Annotated in this window: 18 protein-coding genes, 1 pseudogene and 1 other annotated feature; of the genes and pseudogenes, 10 read left to right on the top strand and 9 right to left on the bottom strand. The window is 45.4% G+C overall.

Annotated features, from left to right (window positions below):
* Positions 1-70: 70 nt before the first annotated feature.
* Together MKX36_RS20210 and MKX36_RS20205 are read right to left on the bottom strand one after the other, a co-directional pair.
* The gene (locus MKX36_RS20210) at positions 71-307 is read right to left on the bottom strand and encodes a hypothetical protein (RefSeq protein ID WP_013372938.1); all 237 of its coding nucleotides are present in this window, start codon (positions 305-307) and stop codon (positions 71-73) included.
* Positions 304-474 (bottom strand): YycC family protein, encoded by a 171-nt coding sequence (locus tag MKX36_RS20205; RefSeq protein ID WP_016819983.1) that lies wholly within the window; start codon positions 472-474, stop codon positions 304-306. The genes MKX36_RS20210 and MKX36_RS20205 overlap by 4 nt, the downstream gene beginning before the upstream one ends.
* 98 nt (positions 475-572) lie before the next feature.
* On the opposite strand from MKX36_RS20205, the gene MKX36_RS20200 reads away from it, so the two are divergent.
* Both MKX36_RS20200 and MKX36_RS20195 read left to right on the top strand, forming a co-directional pair.
* Positions 573-2,360 (top strand): M3 family oligoendopeptidase, encoded by a 1,788-nt coding sequence (locus MKX36_RS20200; RefSeq protein WP_340865462.1) that lies wholly within the window; start codon positions 573-575, stop codon positions 2,358-2,360.
* Between the two features lie 258 nt (positions 2,361-2,618).
* Entirely contained in the window at positions 2,619-3,020 is a 402-nt protein-coding gene (locus tag MKX36_RS20195; RefSeq protein WP_330720934.1) for an O-methyltransferase, read from the top strand.
* Between the two features lie 123 nt (positions 3,021-3,143).
* Here the strand turns inward: MKX36_RS20195 and MKX36_RS20190 are convergent, their stop codons facing one another.
* A complete protein-coding gene (locus MKX36_RS20190) occupies positions 3,144-3,380 on the bottom strand; it encodes an alpha/beta-type small acid-soluble spore protein (RefSeq protein WP_013372934.1) in 237 nt (78 codons plus the stop codon).
* A gap of 90 nt (positions 3,381-3,470) precedes the next feature.
* A complete protein-coding gene (locus tag MKX36_RS20185) occupies positions 3,471-4,436 on the bottom strand; it encodes an aldose 1-epimerase (protein ID WP_340865460.1) in 966 nt (321 codons plus the stop codon).
* A 141-nt stretch (positions 4,437-4,577) separates the two neighbouring features.
* Positions 4,578-4,835: a binding site (T-box leader), on the top strand.
* 55 nt (positions 4,836-4,890) lie between these two features.
* On the opposite strand from MKX36_RS20185, the gene trpS reads away from it, so the two are divergent.
* On the top strand, positions 4,891-5,880 hold the full coding sequence (gene trpS / locus MKX36_RS20180; RefSeq protein ID WP_016819987.1) for a tryptophan--tRNA ligase: 990 nt from the start codon (positions 4,891-4,893) through the stop codon (positions 5,878-5,880).
* A gap of 42 nt (positions 5,881-5,922) precedes the next feature.
* Here the strand turns inward: trpS and MKX36_RS20175 are convergent, their stop codons facing one another.
* Positions 5,923-6,090, bottom strand: coding sequence for a hypothetical protein (locus tag MKX36_RS20175; RefSeq protein ID WP_016324694.1), 168 nt, complete (start codon positions 6,088-6,090; stop codon positions 5,923-5,925).
* A gap of 120 nt (positions 6,091-6,210) precedes the next feature.
* Here MKX36_RS20175 and MKX36_RS20170 point away from each other — a divergent pair, with 120 nt between their 5' ends.
* Positions 6,211-6,432 carry an alpha/beta-type small acid-soluble spore protein gene (locus MKX36_RS20170; protein WP_013311857.1) on the top strand — a complete coding sequence of 74 codons (222 nt, stop codon included), beginning with the start codon at positions 6,211-6,213 and terminating at the stop codon, positions 6,430-6,432.
* Between the two features lie 249 nt (positions 6,433-6,681).
* On the opposite strand, the gene MKX36_RS20165 is transcribed toward MKX36_RS20170, so the two are convergent.
* Entirely contained in the window at positions 6,682-7,665 is a 984-nt protein-coding gene (locus MKX36_RS20165) for a metal-dependent hydrolase (protein WP_340865456.1), read from the bottom strand.
* Between the two features lie 203 nt (positions 7,666-7,868).
* On the opposite strand from MKX36_RS20165, the gene cyoE reads away from it, so the two are divergent.
* Positions 7,869-8,813 carry a heme o synthase gene (cyoE, locus tag MKX36_RS20160; RefSeq protein ID WP_340865455.1) on the top strand — a complete coding sequence of 315 codons (945 nt, stop codon included), beginning with the start codon at positions 7,869-7,871 and terminating at the stop codon, positions 8,811-8,813.
* Positions 8,814-8,897: 84 nt separating this feature from the next.
* On the opposite strand, the gene MKX36_RS20155 is transcribed toward cyoE, so the two are convergent.
* The 3 genes and pseudogenes from MKX36_RS20155 to MKX36_RS20145 form a co-directional block, all read right to left on the bottom strand.
* The gene (locus tag MKX36_RS20155; RefSeq protein ID WP_017427271.1) at positions 8,898-9,239 is read right to left on the bottom strand and encodes a toprim domain-containing protein; all 342 of its coding nucleotides are present in this window, start codon (positions 9,237-9,239) and stop codon (positions 8,898-8,900) included.
* 166 nt (positions 9,240-9,405) lie between these two features.
* Positions 9,406-9,474: pseudogene (locus MKX36_RS20150) on the bottom strand (YjcZ family sporulation protein); the annotation flags it as partial.
* 180 nt (positions 9,475-9,654) lie between these two features.
* A complete protein-coding gene (locus tag MKX36_RS20145) occupies positions 9,655-10,824 on the bottom strand; it encodes an MFS transporter (RefSeq protein ID WP_016819992.1) in 1,170 nt (389 codons plus the stop codon).
* A gap of 222 nt (positions 10,825-11,046) precedes the next feature.
* Between MKX36_RS20145 and MKX36_RS20140 the strand changes: the two genes are divergently transcribed.
* The 5 genes from MKX36_RS20140 (at position 11,047) to MKX36_RS20120 (ending at position 17,894) form a co-directional block, all read left to right on the top strand.
* Positions 11,047-11,529: a hypothetical protein gene (locus tag MKX36_RS20140; RefSeq protein ID WP_340865454.1), complete on the top strand. Its 483-nt coding sequence runs from the start codon at positions 11,047-11,049 to the stop codon at positions 11,527-11,529.
* Between the two features lie 16 nt (positions 11,530-11,545).
* Positions 11,546-12,697: a transglutaminase domain-containing protein gene (locus tag MKX36_RS20135; RefSeq protein WP_016819994.1), complete on the top strand. Its 1,152-nt coding sequence runs from the start codon at positions 11,546-11,548 to the stop codon at positions 12,695-12,697.
* A 20-nt stretch (positions 12,698-12,717) separates the two neighbouring features.
* On the top strand, positions 12,718-14,802 hold the full coding sequence (locus MKX36_RS20130) for a peptidoglycan D,D-transpeptidase FtsI family protein (protein WP_250251274.1): 2,085 nt from the start codon (positions 12,718-12,720) through the stop codon (positions 14,800-14,802).
* 182 nt (positions 14,803-14,984) lie between these two features.
* Positions 14,985-17,063 (top strand): peptidoglycan D,D-transpeptidase FtsI family protein, encoded by a 2,079-nt coding sequence (locus tag MKX36_RS20125; RefSeq protein ID WP_126666231.1) that lies wholly within the window; start codon positions 14,985-14,987, stop codon positions 17,061-17,063.
* A gap of 81 nt (positions 17,064-17,144) precedes the next feature.
* On the top strand, positions 17,145-17,894 hold the full coding sequence (locus MKX36_RS20120; RefSeq protein ID WP_340865450.1) for a Cof-type HAD-IIB family hydrolase: 750 nt from the start codon (positions 17,145-17,147) through the stop codon (positions 17,892-17,894).
* Positions 17,895-17,935: the final 41 nt, after the last annotated feature.

The raw sequence follows: 17,935 nt of genomic DNA, 5'->3' as shown, positions 1-17,935 counted from the left end.
CTATGACCAATTTAGGCTCATGGTTCACACCTTGTTTGTAAAACGAGTTATCTTGCAACTGCCTCATGAATTAATGATGGCGCAACGTGGTATCTGACAGCAAATAATCGTCGTCACAATCCACCAAAGTAACCTTGTTATGGCAGCATGGAAACACAAGCAGCTTTTTCATGCCTTCATGAATGAGCTTAAGCTCTTTGGGCTTCAGGGGCAGCAAGACGTTATCATGGTTGCAAAACGGACAAGACTGTACATAAACATCTCCCATGACAATGTCATAAGGCCAGGTTTTATCAAAAGGAATCATGATTTGTCCGATTCTCCGCCGTTCGAGCCAGCGGCTTCTTCTTTAGCTAGTTCGGCCAGCTTTTGCATCAAAATGTGCTGGGGTGTATGCATAAGGTGTTCCAGCGGAATGCCGAGTTTTTCGGATAATTTCACAGCCGTTTCCGGCGAAATTTGTAAGGGTCTCATCCTGTTTTCCTCCTAATTGTAGTGATTGTACCATCACGATGTAGCTTTATTGTATATGAAACCACATGAATTCGCCAAAAAAGAAAGGTGGAACTATTATGAAAACACCGTTAAAGCAAACATGGGATCTGGAATCTATTTTTAGCGGAGGCTCTTCCTCTGCCTCATTTCATGCATTTTTGGAAGAACTGGAGAGCAAGGTCCAACAGCTGCAATCCCAGCTTAAAGTAGCCAAAGTGCCACAAACGGTGTTGGATACCGAGCGTCTGGATAGTGTTCTGAATAGCATACAGGAGCTGTTTAATGGAGCATCGCAGGCAGGTTCTTTTGTATCTTGTTTAACTGCTCAAAATCAGCATGACAAGCTGGCTGTTCAACTGGGGGCGCGTGTCAATTCGTTGTATGCCCAAGGAAAAAGTGCCTTAGTCGCTTTCCAGAACTTGCTGGCACAAACCAGTGAAGACATTTGGCAGAAGTGGATGGAGCGCGAAGCGATCAAGCCGATTTCCTTTGTCCTAACTGAATACCGGAACGAAGCGCGCGAAAAAATGGCTCCTGAGCTGGAGAGTCTTGCATTGGATTTGGCAGTGGATGGTTACCATGGCTGGGGTGACTTTTATGATACCATTGTCAAAAATATGACGATCCCGGTGCCTGAAAATGGTGAAATTGTACACCTGTCTGTAGGTCAGGCAGCGAATAAGTTGGATGAAGCAGATCGCGGCGTACGTAAAGACGTATTTGCACGTTGGGAAGAGGCATGGACTCAGGTAGAGGACTATTGTGCCGATACGCTGAATCATCTGGCAGGCTTCCGCCTCAAGCTATATGAAAACCGGGGCTGGACAGACGTGCTCAAGGAACCGCTGGAAATCAGTCGTATGTCAGCCCAAACGTTGGATACGATGTGGCAGGTGATTAATGAAACAAAGCCTATTGTAGTCAAGTACCTGGAGCGGAAAGCCAAGCTGCTAGGCTTAGAAAAACTGTCCTGGCATGACATTGAAGCTCCGCTGGGAACATCGACCACTAAAATCCCTTACGACGATGCAGCCGCAACGATTGTTGAGCAATTTGGTAAATTTAGTTCGAGAATGGCTGACTTTGCCCAGATGGCTTTTGAGAAAAGCTGGATCGAAGCAGAGGATCGTCCAGGCAAGCGTCCGGGCGGGTTTTGTACATCTCTGCGTCTAAGCAAAGAAACCCGTATTTTTATGACCTATGCCGGATCACCATCCAACGTTTCGACACTGGCCCATGAGCTAGGACACGGTTATCATCAACATGTGATGAATGAATTGCATCCATTGAATCAAAATTATGCTATGAACGTGGCTGAGACAGCATCGACGCTGGCAGAACTGATTGTATCAGATGCTCTGCTGGAAGCTGCTGAGGGTCAGGAGAAGGTAGCTTTGCTGGAGGATAAAATTCAGCGTGGTGTAGCCTTCTTTATGAACATTCATGCCCGTTTCCTGTTTGAAACCCGTTTTTACGAGCTACGGAAAAAAGGTGTTCTAGGAGCACAGCAATTAAGCGAGTTGATGGAAGAAGCGCAGCGTGAAGCGTTTTGTGGGGTTCTGGATGAGGCTCATCCTCATTTTTGGGCTTCCAAGCTGCACTTCTATATTACGGAAACTCCTTTCTACAACTTCCCATACACTTTCGGGTATATGTTCAGTGCAGGGATTTACGCTTTTGCGAAGGAAAATCCGGATGGCTTTGCCGACCAATATGATGCTTTGCTGCGTGATACAGGTCGCATGACAGTAGAAGAACTGGCCTCCAAGCACTTGGGGACCGATTTAACACAGGCTGACTTCTGGCGTAACGCGGCACAAGTTACTGTTCAGGATATTGAGCAATTTTTGCAAATGACAAAATAACCGAGTTACATTTTAGAAGGTCTCCCGTAAGGGGGGCCTTTTTTGTAATTTTTGCAGAGGATGATGAATAAAGTCGCAAAATGTCGAAGTGCAATTGATGCTACCTGTTAGCGAAATTTAAAATGATGGATATACTTAGAAAATAGTTATAAATACCCAATTATGTTGAATTTGATTGTAAGCTTAAAAACCTTCGCATATAATTGAGCCGTAAGACCTATTAAATATTTTCATATAAGGTATATAGGAGGGTTTTTGATGGATGAAGTAGGTCAATTGTCGTTGGCGAGGCAGATGGATATTGTTTTTAAAGAATTGGATAATGAATTGGCGGGTTTATCGTCAGGTATCGTATTTGTACAAATACGGAACAATGTGGTTGGTAAATTTGGGATTCGGCATAATCCAATTGCAGGCAAAGGTGGCACATTTGCAGCAGTAGAACCAGGCTTATCTGTAGAGCATCGGGACCATTTTCGGCGTATGGCCCTGGAAACGCTAAATCACAAGCGTAGCTGGACTCATGGTGAGATTGCTTTCGATTTTGCCATCAGACAAGGAACAATCTTGGTAGATGCAACATTAGAGTCTAACTACAACATGGCGAATCTCATGATCCGCTATAACAAGCCTACATATCGCGTGGCTAAATCTGAATAACTATCGACATTAAAAAGAGCAAAGAAAAGCGGCCTTCCGAAGGAAGACCGCCTTTGTTATATACCCGTTATAACGCATTTTGGTAAATTACGATAACGGAATGCTCATGTGGAATAATGACGCTTATTGACCTGAACGACCTGATAATTGCTGTTCGGCCAGCTGTACTAAGCGTTTAGTGATATAGCCTCCCAGAGACCCAGCTTCACGGGACGGCATATCACCATAGTAACCGTCTGCCGGAATGGTGATGCCCAGTTCTTGCGCAGCTTCATATTTCAATTGTTGCAATGCGTTGTTGGCTTGAGGAACGACCAGAGTATTGCTACGACGTCCTCTGCCTTGATTGGCTTCATACATGTGTAGTCACCTCCTTCGGCTGTGATGAGGTTAGTATGCGACAGAGTTATGAAAATATGCGCCGAAGGAAGAAAAGCGACTATAGGGAAATTAAGGATATATGATATGAATCTGAGTTTTGAGGTCGATGGATTGTTGAGGCTCCAGACGAATCAGCCCACCATCTCCGACTGGGTCAGGAAAATTGGGAGCATCAGATAGCCAGGTATAAGGCTCAATGCAAAGATACTGATCGCATTCCCCTTTGGTATATAGTACCCAATACTTAAAGTATTGCTCATCTGCGGTGTAGCGGATTTGATAGCCATCATCACGAGTCAAAACAGCTTCAGCAGGGCCTTCCGCTGCTCGCAGCACAGTATCCAAATTTGTTCCTTTCAAAGATAAACCTGAGGAGAGCTGTTCCAAATGATCTAAAGAAGTAATGACACCTGTAGGCAGCTGCTCAGCATCCTGTTCATATACTCCATTCACCGGCAGCTTCAGGCGCCAGCGCTGAGGTTCTCCATCCACCATAAACCAAGTGTGGTATCCCAAGCCGAATGGGGCTGTTTTTTCACCTAGATTAGTGACGCGCAGCGTTTGGCTTAATACAGTTCCCTGCAAACGATATGTCATTTCCAGCCGCAAAGGAATGGGGTATTGTTCCATCCAGTGCGGATCACTTTCTGTCAGAAACTCGGTTGTTACGCTGCAACCTTCTTCATCCTCTTCAATATCGCTGCAACGCCAGGATTGATTACGGTGCAGACCGTGTATATGATTGTCGTTGGCTGTATTACGGTCAAACTCATATGGGACGCCGTCAAACTCAAATTGTCCTTTGCGAATTCGGCCAGGAGGAATCAAAATAGGTAAGCCAAAATGATATGGCTTTTGTAAATAAAATGCCAATTCTTCCTCGCCAGGTCGACGTACGATATCCCGGTTCAGCTTCAGATCACGCACGGAGATAATATTATTCCCCAGACGAGGGATCATTGTAACTTCCAATTCACCACTATGTAAAACATACGTGTCGTAACCGTTCCAGTGTTCTTTGGTCACTTGTTTCATATTCATGCTCCTTTGTCCACTATAATCGGTTGAAGCTTCGTGTCATTATGATAACAGATTTTTGGTCATATGGCACAATCGTCATTTGACAATAACAGTAAGCGGAATTATCATTAATGTAGCTTAGAAAGAAATGACATGGATAACACGATGATGAGGACAAGTAAGCTTTTGCATAAGCTCTTCAGAAAGCCGGTGGTGGATGAGAATCGGCGAGCCTGCACTGCTGAATGGACCTTGGAGTGCCGCACAGAACAGGATTTTACTTTCCTCAGTATGACGGCCGATTGCTCCTCGTTAACGGAGCTTCAAGATTGCAGCGGCCACGGAGGATAGCTCCGACAACTCATAGGCTGACAGCAATGAATAAGGGTGGTACCACGGTCTCGCGTCCCTTGAGGATGCGGGGCCTTTTTGCGTTCTAAAATATTGAAATAATCGGAGGAGGAAGAATATGAAAACCGTACTTTCAGGTATTCAGCCTAGTGGACAACTTACTTTGGGTAATTACATCGGCGCAATGAAAAACTTTGTCAAATTGCAAGAGGATCATCAATGTTACTTTATGGTCGTAGACCTTCATGCGATTACTGTACCGCAGGAACCAGCTCAATTACGTGAGCAGTCGGAGGCGGTAGCGGCATTATTTATCGCAGCGGGTATTAACCCAGAGAAATCCAATGTCTTTTTGCAATCCCATGTTCCTCAGCACGCTGAGCTGGGATGGTTGATGACAACACTGACGAATATGGGCGAGCTGGAGCGTATGACTCAGTTTAAGGACAAAGCCGCCGGCAAGGATTCCGTAGGAGCAGGGCTGTTCGTATATCCGTCATTGATGGCAGCTGACATTTTGCTCTACAATGCGGACCTTGTCCCAGTAGGCGACGACCAAAAACAGCATCTGGAGCTGACACGTGATTTAGCGGGCCGCTTTAATCACCGTTATGGAGATTATTTTACTGTTCCGGAGCCGTATATCCCTGAAGTAGGGGCGAGAATTATGTCCCTGGATGATGCATCCAAGAAAATGAGTAAGAGTAATCCGAATGCAGGTAGTTTTATTGCACTGCTGGACGATCCAAAAGTCATACGCAAAAAAATCAGCCGCGCTACTACCGATTCGGGCAGTGAGGTTAGATATGATCCAGCCAATAAACCGGAAATTAGTAATCTGATGGGCATTTACAGCCAATGTTCCGGTTTGTCGCTCCAAGAAGTGCAGGATCGCTATGAAGGCCAAATGTATGGGACATTTAAAAAAGAACTGGCAGAGACGGTTGTAGCTATGCTTGAACCGATTCAGCAGCGCTATCGCGATATCCGGGAATCCGGTGAAATTGGGCATATTTTGGCCCAATCCGCAGAGCGTGCTCAAGAAGCTGCTGAAGTCACGCTGTCTGCGGTCAAAGAGCGCATGGGCTTTTTGCCACGTCTACGCTAGAGTCAATTGAAGACAGACAGATGGGGTCTTCTACAAATTAACTTAAGAACGGCGTTGTCGGGCCTTGATTACGAAGCCCCAGCCGATATTACCGACAGATAAAAGTCCCAGTAATATAGCAAGCCATGCAGAATAGCTGATGGATATAGCGGCTGCTGTCAGCAGAACAATGGATGAAACGGCGAACCATAGGGATAGACCTTTGCTCATGGTAAAAACCTCCAGCCTTCGAATGTTGAATTTCAGGAATAAGTAGATGTAAGTGAGCCATAATAATCTTGCAAGCTTGCAATGAACCTCACTCACAAAGAACTGAAAGGAGATTCAAATATGAGCAGACGTCGTTCAAACAACCTGCAAGTACCGCAGGCCAACGCCGCTTTACAACAATTAAAATATGAGGCAGCTCAAGAACTTGGCATCACCATCCCTCAGGACGGTTACTTCGGTAATGTCGTTTCCCGCGAAACAGGTTCTCTTGGGGGATACATCACGAAAAAGCTGGTCCAACAAGCAGAACAATCCTTGTCGGGCAGCAGCCGCTTGCAGTAATACACATAAACACTCCCATCTTGGAAGCTGTATTATGAGCAGCTGTGATGAAGAAAATCCGGAGCAAACATGCTCCGGATTTTTTTGCGCATGTTTATGACCATTGTGAATCACGTTAGTCTGCTTCGTCAAGAGGGCGCTTTCATGAAATGCTTTTTTTACGGGAATAGTCAAAAAAACAGCAAGCCCCCGTTTAAGGGAGACTTGCTGTCTGTAATACACTCGGCCTATTGTTAGCTTGGAAATATTTTAATTCGTATGCAAGGAAAGACGTTTTTGCATCTTTTCGTCACTGAGCCATCCAATATAACTGTTGATCAGTCCGAATTGCTTATCCATCGCGACCACCGCCACAAATGGATATTGCCTCCGGTGTCGATACCTGACGTCTCCCCATCGCACAATATAGCCCCACTCCAGTTCTTCCACCTCGGCAACGGCAAAGGAGGAAAAATAGCGAAATGCTTGCACATCGCGATAGGATTTGGAGGCCTCTACGGCTGGATGTGTGGATGGAGTTGCGTGTTTCGTCCAAAATAAATGCTTGCCATTTAATCCGCCAATGTCATAGCTTCCATTCTGATGAGCTTTTACCACATGCCACCGGTTCCATGATACCGTGGGAATGATATAATAGGTGTCGCCTTCCTGACGTTTGTTGTCCATATCACGTACCGCTTTTCTGGTAATAAAATGACTCCAGGTTCGCCAAATGTAATACAGGCCAATAATGACGTACAGCGTAATAAATAAGGGGGCGGGCGGAACCAATCCGGTGATCCACAGCATGATCGCAGCAACATGGGTGCCGAAAATAAAGGGATCAAAAATATGGATGATATTCCAAGATATCCACTTATTCGTAAACGGCCGAAATGCCTGGGTTCCGTACGTATTGAATAAATCTGTGAATACATGCAGGCAGACGGCAATCGTTACCCATAATGCTACGTGACCTGGGGGCACCTCCCTGAAGATCAGGCAAATCAGTCCCGTTATGGACAAGATCCATATCAACCAGAAGGGGATAGAATGCGACAGTCCACGGTGATTGCGAATATACGCTGCATTATTTTTCAACCGAAGCAAGGTGTCAAAGTCCGGAGCTTGTGACCCTACGACTGTAGCGAGCAGTATGACCGCTGCTAGTTTGGGATCTCCGGCGACGACAGGATCAGTATAGGCCAGCCCGGCCAACCCGACTCCCATGACAAAGTGTGTGGCTGTATCCATATCTGTCGCTCCTTTTGTATTGTTTCCTGTACTTATTACTACCCAAATTTACTGTAAACGATCAGCAGGGGTGATTTGCCATCTGAATTGTGAACGTTTTGTGCGTTTTCTGTCAAACTTTTTGGGGTAGGTATATGATAAAATTTATATCGGAGTTCAACTTACTCCCGAATTCATACATCTCTAAGGGGGAGTTACTCACAATGGATAATATTAGTTATAAGACTTCTTCGGATGCGGCTACCTATTCTGTAAAATCTAAACCACCCGGCAAGGCGGGCACTTGGAAAGATTTTATTACAGTTACCAAGCCAGGCATCCTTCGTACTAATCTGGTTGCAGCCTTCGGTGGTTTTTGGTTGGCATCGCAATGGGACGTTGACTATATAAAGTTAATTCTTACACTCTTAGGTACAATGCTGGTTATGGCGTCTTCTTGTGTCTTTAACAACTACTTTGACCGTGAGTTGGATTTGAAGATGGAGCGCACACGTAATCGCTCACTGCCAACAGGACGTCTGACCCCTACAACGGTGTTGTCATACGCTATTATTTTGGGTATTGTCGGATTGGCTGTTTTATTCTTCTTCTCTGGTGTGAAGGCAGGACTACTGGGCATATTGGGTATGTTTGTCTACGTTGGCATCTACACACTCTGGTTGAAACGTTCATCTACATGGAGTACATCCATTGGCGGTATTTCTGGAGCTATGCCTCCGGTAATTGGTTATGTGGCCGCATCGGGCCGTATTGACATGGGTGCTTGGCTCTTATTCGCACTACTGTTCTTATGGCAACCGCCTCACTTCTGGGCACTTGCCATTCGCAGAGTTGAGGAATATCGCGAAGCAGGATTTCCATTGCTGCCAGTCGTGAAAGGCATCCATCGGACTAAGATTCAGATGATTCCTTATATTGTGCTGCTGATCCCGGTACCCATCCTTATGTATGCTTATGGATATGCCGGTATGATTTTTATGATCGTGTCCGTGTTACTGTCCGTGCTTTGGGCGTTTTATGCCTTTAAAGGCTTTACGATTAAGGAAGAAGAAACGGATTCGTGGGCAAAAAAAGTATTTTTCTTTTCCATTAACCATTTGACACTCAGCTTCTTGCTGATGATCGTTGATACGGTTCATAAGTTCTAATACCAATCTTAGAAGCTGTACTATATAGAGCTGTCCAACAGGCATGAAATTGACCTGAGGACAGCTTTTTTGTTATTTGCAGGACTAAAGAACAGGAGGGTATACAATGTATTCCTCAAGCCCTGCTTTTTCCAGCTGGGCAATTACATATTCATCTGGAGTACCTTCTACGCCTGCATAGCCTTTGCGTGTATACATATGAAGGGCATCCGGAAAAGCGTCTGCAAGCACACCTCTTATTTTTTTCCCTGAGCTGTCGTTGTCCATAAATAAAAATATTTCGTCATGCTTGGTCCGCTGGCGGAGGGATTCTAATTTTATTGAGTTTAGTGTGCCGAAGGTGCATAAAATGTTGACCTCCGGATCGAGTAATCGGCGGAGTTTACTGCGGTCATTTTTTCCTTCGACAATCACGGTTATCGCCATTTTGCTCACCCCTTGCTTGATGCCTGTGCTCGAAATTCCCCGGGAAATGAAAGAATATGTGTATAGTTTAGCTCTAAAAGGGGTTCTCATGCAAAAAACAACAAAACAGCCTGCCGTAAGTGGCAGGCATGGGTTACAAAGCCGGATGTTAGGGCTAATTAGAACATTAGAACCAGCAAGTACGAAGAATGATGACGAGCAGAATATAAAGAACAAGAATGGTACCAGTTGAAGTTCCAAAAACAGGGCAAGGGCTTACAGGATGACAGTGGCTCATGGGCTGCACCTCCCTTTGTATTGAATTGTTCAGTCAAATTAGTCTATGAGGAGCAGGGTATTAGGTACTGTGCGTAAGCCCTCTAGAACGTATTTTGGGCTTTAAAGGTAGCATCTCAGCATGGCCCCTTAGTTATAATTAGGAATGGTAAGGACCCGAGGCAGATAGTGGTGGTGTAGGAGATAATCGCTGAACAGGAACGAATAGTAGACCAGTCATCAAAATTAGAAATGCGATAAAAAAAGGAGATATGTGATCCGGAAGCTGACCCGCCAGTACAGGCCCGGCAAAGGAGCCGATAGACGTTGCAATGGATTGTAGGGCAAAGGTTTTGCCCAATCGAGCCCCTCCGATTCGTATGAAAAGAGAGGCCAGCGCTGGAAAAATGATGCCTTTGGCTGTTCCCAAAATAAACAGGATGATACCTATGGTCGCTTCAGGCGTGGTGGCGAGTGCGTAGAAGCTTAAAGACATCAGAATAATGCCGCAAATTAACCTTACCATCGGTGAATATTTGTTCAGAAAAAGCAAACTGAGCGTACAGAGTGCTCCCAAACTGATGATGGAAAAGAGCAATCCGGTGGACATCATGGACGCAGAACCGTTATTTCGTAATGGGATCTCGTAAAATAAAATGCCTTGTGCGCACGCCAAAACAAAAGGTAGAAGCAGATAACGCCAATTGAAGGGTAACCGCGTCTGTGCTGCTGACTGTGGAGCAGGTGTCGTATGACCATCAGATAATTGGGCCTGTGGAGCGGGTGCTTTTTTGGGTAAGGTGAAATAAGCCATAAGCCCCGTGATTACGAGAATGATACCAAGGGAGCTAAATGTCTCGCTAAAGCCAAAGCTGGCTACGATAAATGCGCCTGCAGCTGGAGATAGAACTGAGGCCAACGTATGGACAACACCATGTCCCGACATATATTTGCCCTGCGTAACCGGATGATCGGACAGTTGCGCCAGCATGGCCAGACAGGCTGGAGATAAAAAGGCCAACACATAACCACTAATCGCACGCAGAAAAAGCAATTCCCACGGTGTATGGATGTACGATTGAATGATCAGGATCAGGCCTGCAGCTGTCAGGCTGAACATAATATATCGGCGACTGCCGTGTTTGTCGACTTTGGGACCTGCCATCAAGTTACCAGGCAGGTGAGTTAGAGAGTAAATCCCCATCATCCAACCGATAAAGGTAGGGGCTGCCCCCAGAGAGATTGCGAATGGTGTCAAAATAGGATATTGTGCATGCAGATCAAAAAAGGCAATGAACAAGAAGAGATACAGCCAGAGGGCTGTTTTCATGTGAATGACCCCCTTTCCTTAATGTAAACTTCCATCTTACTTCGTAATGGCCCTTCCTAAGTTGTACGCCAGAATGGACGAACATAGACCACTTTGTATGGACAAGAATTGAATGACAAGGTATGTATAAGACCTAAGCTGACAGGACATTGCGTAATCATGTATAATTACAGAGACAATTTTGCAATTTGAATCATGTAGTTGGAAACGGGAGTGTAGCGAATGGATAAGAACGTCTGGTCAGAGTTTTTGGAACATAATTGGCAGATCGTTCAGGATAACTGGCTGTATATATTAATTGGGCTTGTCCTATTGTTAGTCATATTGAAGGTTGTAAGAACTCTCATAAAATGGCTGATTGTCATCGTCGTAATTGCAGGCTTACTTATCTACAGTGGCATTTCCTTTGAACAGGTCGGCAAGGTCGTGACTCAGGCAAAGGATGACGCAATTAACAAGGTTCAGAGCGAGGCTTTGAACATGATGATAAAAGAGGGGCAAAATGCCAAATACACCTCCAACGGAGATGGTACATTTACAGTGACCAGTTCCAACCTGAAAGTAAAAGGTCCGTTTGAGGGGAACAAGGTCAAGGTATGGTTTCAGGGAATGTCGCTGGGCGAATGGAGTATGAGTGACACAGTCAAGAAATATATCGAAAGCGCGAAAGACTTGGCTGCTGCACAGCCGCCACAGTCGCCGTAAAGACAGGAGGAACACAATGAATCCATCCTGGCTGGAGTCTATTCTTCATTGGAATGGCGTGACGGTGTTTCTGATCGCCATCGTAGTATTGTCGTTGATACAGGGGTGGAGGCGAGGAGCCTCCAGATCTGTAGGTGCGCTGTTTAGTCTCATTGTGGATGGCATACTCACTGTGGCGGGTATTTTGTGCTCGCTCGGGTTAGCCATGTGGCTTTCACCAAAGGTGCAGCAATGGCTGGCAGCTTACATGGAGCATTTGCCACAGCGAAAACTAAGTGGGATTGAGCAATTTTATTATACGCTTGTGGCGGGGATAGAGGGTTTTCCACTGCTGCGGTTTGCCGTATTGTTCATGCTCAGTTATGCTATCGCCCAGTTTATACTGCGTGCCATTTATGTGCTGATGGTAGGTGGCAAATCAGATTCCTCTCTCCATGAGCATCCCCAAAAATCGGGCTTTTTCAGCAGGGTGGCAGGGGCCGGCATAGGTACTCTTATTGGTGGAGCTCGCGCCATGATGATCATAGCCCTGCTGTTCATAGGCGTAAGTCTGTACCCAGACAGCGGGTTTAGCAGCTACGTACAAGCTTCGCCGATTTATAAGCAAGGTGCGCAATCGGTCATTGAGCCGTTGTCCGGGACTCTGATTAAGGATAAGCTCCCTGTATTTACGCAAGCTGTTACCAAGGAATTGAATGGTATCATGCAGCGCAAATACGAAATAATTGACCGAGACATTCCAAGCGATATCGTTCAGGCAGCGGCCAAGATTACAGAAGGGGCTAGCGGTGACGAGCAAAAAGCCAGAGCGTTGTATGAATGGGTAGGCACCCGCATTAGCTATGATTACAGTAAGGTGGAAGCCTATGAGCAACGTGGTGACTGGCATGAACAGACTCCCCGAGATACGTTTGATACACGTAAAGGAGTGTGCATTGATTATGCCCGCCTGTACTCAATGATGGCTCGTTCGCAGGGACTACAGGTCAAGGTCGTAACAGGTCTTGGATACAACGGACAGGGAGGATACGGGTCTCATGCCTGGAATGAGGTATATTTGAGCGGACAGCATCAGTGGGTACCGCTAGACCCGACCTGGGCACAAAGTGGAGACTGGTTTAACCCGCCCGGTTTTGCCCAAACACATATCAAGGATAAAGTGATTTAAGAAGGAGTGGAAAAGGGCACATGAGAAAGATGGACAACGAGCAAGGAAAAGACAATGAGACATCCGACCGAAAAAGATTTAGCTTCCGGATTAATCTGTTCTTTTTCAGCTCGTTCATTATATTTACAGTCATAATTGTAAGACTGGCGATACTTCAATTTGTAGATGGACCTCAGCTCAAGCAGCAGGAGGCCAGTAATGTTACTAAAAATGTACCACTTACGCCGATTCGCGGAACGATTTATGATTCAACCGGCCAGAACAGACTGGCGTATTCGACACCTGTACAATCGCTGTATATCACACTCTCCAAAAACTATAGTGACAGCTTGGAAGAAAAGCGTAATCCTGATAAAAAGCTGTTGCCTGAGCTGGAGAATATGACACAAAAGCTGGCGAATCGATTTGCTCAATACGGCGATAAAGATGAGCCGCAAATGACGGCAGAACAAATTATGGACGCTATGGATCGGAACTATCAACGATTTAGCGGTTTTACGCCGCGTCTGATTAAAACGAATCTTAATAAAGATGAAGTTGCCTATTTTATGCAGCATAAGAGTGAGTTTCCAGGCGTAGATGTCGTTGAAGAGACGGTACGTCATTACGATCCTGATACGGTAGCTGTTCAAGCGGTCGGTTATATTAAAAGCTACAAAAGTGCGCGTGAAACGTTGGATAAATATAAGAATATTCAAAAATCCATGTCAGCTGAAAATGATCCGGGCCTCATTTATATGGATAATGAATCTGTTGGCTTTGATGGACTGGAATATCAATATCAGGAACAATTACGAGGGAAAAATGGCTATAAAACGGTTCCGATTGATCCTCGAAACATGCCGGAGGGTGTAGATTCTGTTACTCCTCCGCAAAAAGGGAACAACATTTATTCCACGATTAATAAAGAGATTCAGGTTAAAACAGAAGAAGCCATTACGGATCAATTGAGATGGCTCCATTCACACGCTGTGTCTGGCAAGACTCATCCTTATGCCAAAACAGGCTTCGCTGTAGCGATGGAAGTAGATACAGGAAATGTGGTAGCTATGGCTAGTATGCCGGATTACGATGCAAATTATTGGCAAACTGGAAATATATCCAATGATAACTATAAAAAAATTCAAAATGTATATTTAAATGGTACTATCCGCTCCTTTGGATCAGGTCAACCGGGCCAGCATCCAGAGTCAGTTGTCCTGCTCGGTTCCACCATTAAACCACTTTCAGTGTTAATAGGTCTGGAGGAAGGTTTATTCAGTACTTCATCTTACTACCAGGATACAGGAGCAGCCTATTTTGGGCGTAACAATTCTTCACGAGTACGGAACTCTTCTGGCCACGTGTATGGCGGGTTGGACCCGGCTTCTGCCATACGGCATTCCTCGAATGCATTTATGGTCGATATGGTAGGTAAGAGATTGTATAACAAATACATTAATAATGCCAAGGAAGATCAGGGTGTGAATGTATGGGACCGCTATATGAAGGAGTTTGGGCTAGGTGTGTCTACAGGTGTGGATTTACCAAGTGAATGGTCTGGTCGCAGAGAGTATGCTCATAATTCGAAAGAGTCCTCATTATCTAAACTGGCATATGCTTCTTTTGGTCAGCAGGGTAAATATACAACGCTTCAGCTTGCACAATATACAGCAGTATTGGCTACCAAGGGCAAACGGATGGAGCCCCATTTGGTCAGCCAAATTAAAGATACCAACGGTAATGTAGTTCAAACAATTAAACCGAAGGTGCTAAATGAAGTGAAATTCCCGGATGCCTACTGGAATGAAGTCATACGCGGTATGGCAACAGATGTCAGCGCATTTAAAGGTTTTCCGTATGACTTTGCTCGCAAAACGGGGACATCTCAGCAGAGTGTAGGCAGGGAACTGAAAGATAACGGGGTATTTATCGCCTTTGCACCACGTCAGAATCCTAAACTTGCAGTAGCAGTTGTCATTCCTGAAGGAGGCTTCGGAGCTTGGAGCGCCGGACCTGTGGCACGTAAAATCTTTGATGCTTACGACGAAGTGTACGGTTTGGACGGTGTTCCAAAGAAAAAGGATGCAGCGACAGCCGATCCTAATACAGCCAAACAGCCATAATCATTTTTATACAGATATTATTTCAGGTAAGCTTTCCTTAGCCATTGAGCTGAGGAAAGCTTTTTTGTGTTTTTTTATACGTTTTCTTACAAAATTGTCATCTTGGATTTCCTTGTTTCTTGTTTCAAATATGGTAGGATCAGGAATATGAGACCTGTTGGAAGGAGTAATGATCAGCTAATATGGACAGAGGAAGTTTGGATAAAAAATTTTCATTCAAAAAGAAAATTGGTGAAGAGGACGAAGAAACGCGAAAACAGCGGACGGTTTTACGAACCAACCTACTGTTTTTTAGTGTTTTTGTGCTGTTTGCCCTGATCATTACCAGACTAGCTGTATTGCAGTTTATACAATCAGAGGAGCTGAAGGGCCAGCAGCAATCCATAAATACAAAAAATGTTCCGCTAACCCCGAGTCGCGGTACGATTTATGACTCCACGGGTAAGGTTAGACTGGCATATTCGACTCCAATGCAATCCCTGTATGTGACTTTGCCTAAGGATTACAGCAAACGTACGGAGAAAGACCGCAAGCCGGCGGATAAGCTGCTCCCTGAGCTTAATGCTTTTGCTGGCAAACTTGCTAGCAAATTAAACGAGTTGGGGCATAGCGAAGGAGAGCGACTTGATGCAAAGGAAATTATACAACGACTCGACCCGGATTATATTCAATATAGGGGATTCACCCCACGTTTGGTCAAATCCAACCTGAGTCAGAAGGAAATCGCTTATTTTCTGGAGCATCGAACAGAGTTTCCAGGTGTAGAGGTTATAGAAGAAAGTGTACGCCATTATGACTCGGATCGAGTGGCAGTGCAAACGATTGGATATATGTACAAATTCAAAGGAGCTCGGGCGAACCGACCCAAATATAAAGAGTTGTATGAAGCCAATTCGGAGGTTCTAAGACCGGAACAAGTGTATTCGGAAAGCGAAATTGTCGGATATGATGGCTTGGAGCTTCAGTATCAAGACGAGTTAAGAGGGAAAAATGGCTATAAAACAGTAGAGGTTAACCCTCGAAGCATGCCGGAGGGCATTAGATCCATTACACCTCCAGCGAAAGGTCATCATCTGTACTCTACCATCAACAAGGAAATTCAACAAAAAACCGAACAGGCGATTATGGATCAACTCCGCTGGCTTCGTACCCATGCCGTATCGGGTAAACTTCATCAGGATGCAACTACTGGCTTCGCTGTAGCGATGGAGGTAGAGACCGGACATATCGTAGCAATGGCCAGCATGCCGGACTATGACTCGAATGTATGGAAAACGGGAAGTGCGTCGCCTTCAGTGTATGACGATATTCAGCATAAAATGGGGAACGGAACGATTAAATCTGTACCTAGTGGAAAAGTGGGTCCGCACCCGGAATCCTCGGTTCTGCTGGGTTCAACCATTAAGCCGCTGACTGTGCTGATCGGGTTGAAGGAAAATCTGTTTTCGCCTGGACAAACATATCAGGATACAGGAAGTGCGTACTATGGAAAAAATCGCTCCAGCCGAGTCGGTAATTCAGGCGGACATGTGTATGGTTCACTAACACCTAGTAGGGCGATTGAGGTCTCGTCAAATACGTTCATGGTCGATATGATCGGCAAGCCGCTGTATGCCAAATACGGAAGTAATGCAGGAATGCATCAGGGAATTGATGTATGGGACAAGTATATGAAGCAATTTGGACTGGGTGTACCGACGGAAGTCGATCTGCCCGGTGAGTGGGCAGGCAGACTGGAGTACACCAGTAAGCATGAAAGTGCACTGACACGTTTGGTACAGGCATCCTTTGGTCAGCAGGGGAAATATACAGCGATGCAGCTGGCCCAGTATACGACTGTACTGGCAACCAAGGGCAAGCGAATGCAGCCTCATCTAGTCAGTAAAATTGTGGATGACCAGGGGAATCTCGTACGTGAGTTTAAGCCGAAGGTGCTGAATGAGGTCGCTTTTTCAGATACGTACTGGAATACTGTGATTCGCGGCATGGCTACCGATGTTAAAGCCTTTAACGGATTTCCCTATGACTATGCCCGCAAAACGGGGACTTCTCAGCAGGTGGTGGGACGTACGGTTAAAGATAATGGGGTATTTATCGCTTTTGCTCCGCGTCAAAATCCGAAGCTGGCTGTAGCCGTGATCATCCCGGAGGGGGGCTTTGGTGCGACGAGCGCGGGACCCGTTGCGCGTAAAATATTTGATGCATATGACGAAGTATACGGGCTTGATGGTATTCCCAAAAAGCCTCTGGCAGCGAATTAAGGACTTGAATACTTTTGTGGGCTTCTCTTTTTCATGGTAAAATGTCGTTGGACATAAGGGACAACAGGAGGAAGAGAGACCATGGGAGAAAACCAATATAAATACAAACTGCTTGCGCTCGACATGGATGGAACTTTACTGAACGATAATCATGAAATAAGCTTGGAAACGATTAATTGGATTAATAAGGCGATTCAGGAAGGGATTCATGTATGCTTGTCTACTGGACGTGCAGCGATGCATGCTTTACCTTACGGTCAGCAACTCGGCCTAGAGACGCCAATGGTAACTGTAAACGGCAGTGAAGTATGGAAATCACCTCACGAATTGTGGCGCCGCTATTTACTTGATAAGGAGCTTATTCGCAAGATGCACCAGATTGCCGTAGAAACAGGCTCCTGGTTCTGGGCTTACTCAACCGAGGAGTTATACAACAGAGATCGTTGGCCGGACACATTGGACACACAGGAATGGCTCAAATTCGGTTATAATACGGAAAATGACGAAATTCGCCATCAAATTTTGCTCAAGCTTCAGGATATGGGGGGACTTGAAATTTCCAATTCTTCGATGACGAATCTGGAAATTAATCCAGCTGGTATATCCAAAGCCAGTGGCATCGCTGAAGTGTGCGACCTGCTCTACATTACCATGGAGCAGGTGGTTGCCGTAGGTGATAGTTTGAATGACCTGGCTGTGATTCAAGCGGCTGGACTGGGTGTAGCGATGGGGAATGCTCAGGATACGGTAAAAGAAGCCGCTAATGTGGTTGTGGCTTCGAATAATGAGGACGGCATTGTAGAAGTGATTCGAGATTATGTGCTTGTGTAATAAAATGATGGTGCACAAGCAAGATGAATAGACGAGAAGGA

The sequence above is a fragment of the Paenibacillus sp. FSL W8-0439 genome, assembly GCF_038008995.1.
Taxonomy (GTDB): Bacteria; Bacillota; Bacilli; order Paenibacillales; family Paenibacillaceae; genus Paenibacillus; species Paenibacillus polymyxa.
The sequence above is the reverse complement of the archived record's forward strand: the minus strand, read 5'-3'. Positions and strand labels throughout refer to the sequence as shown.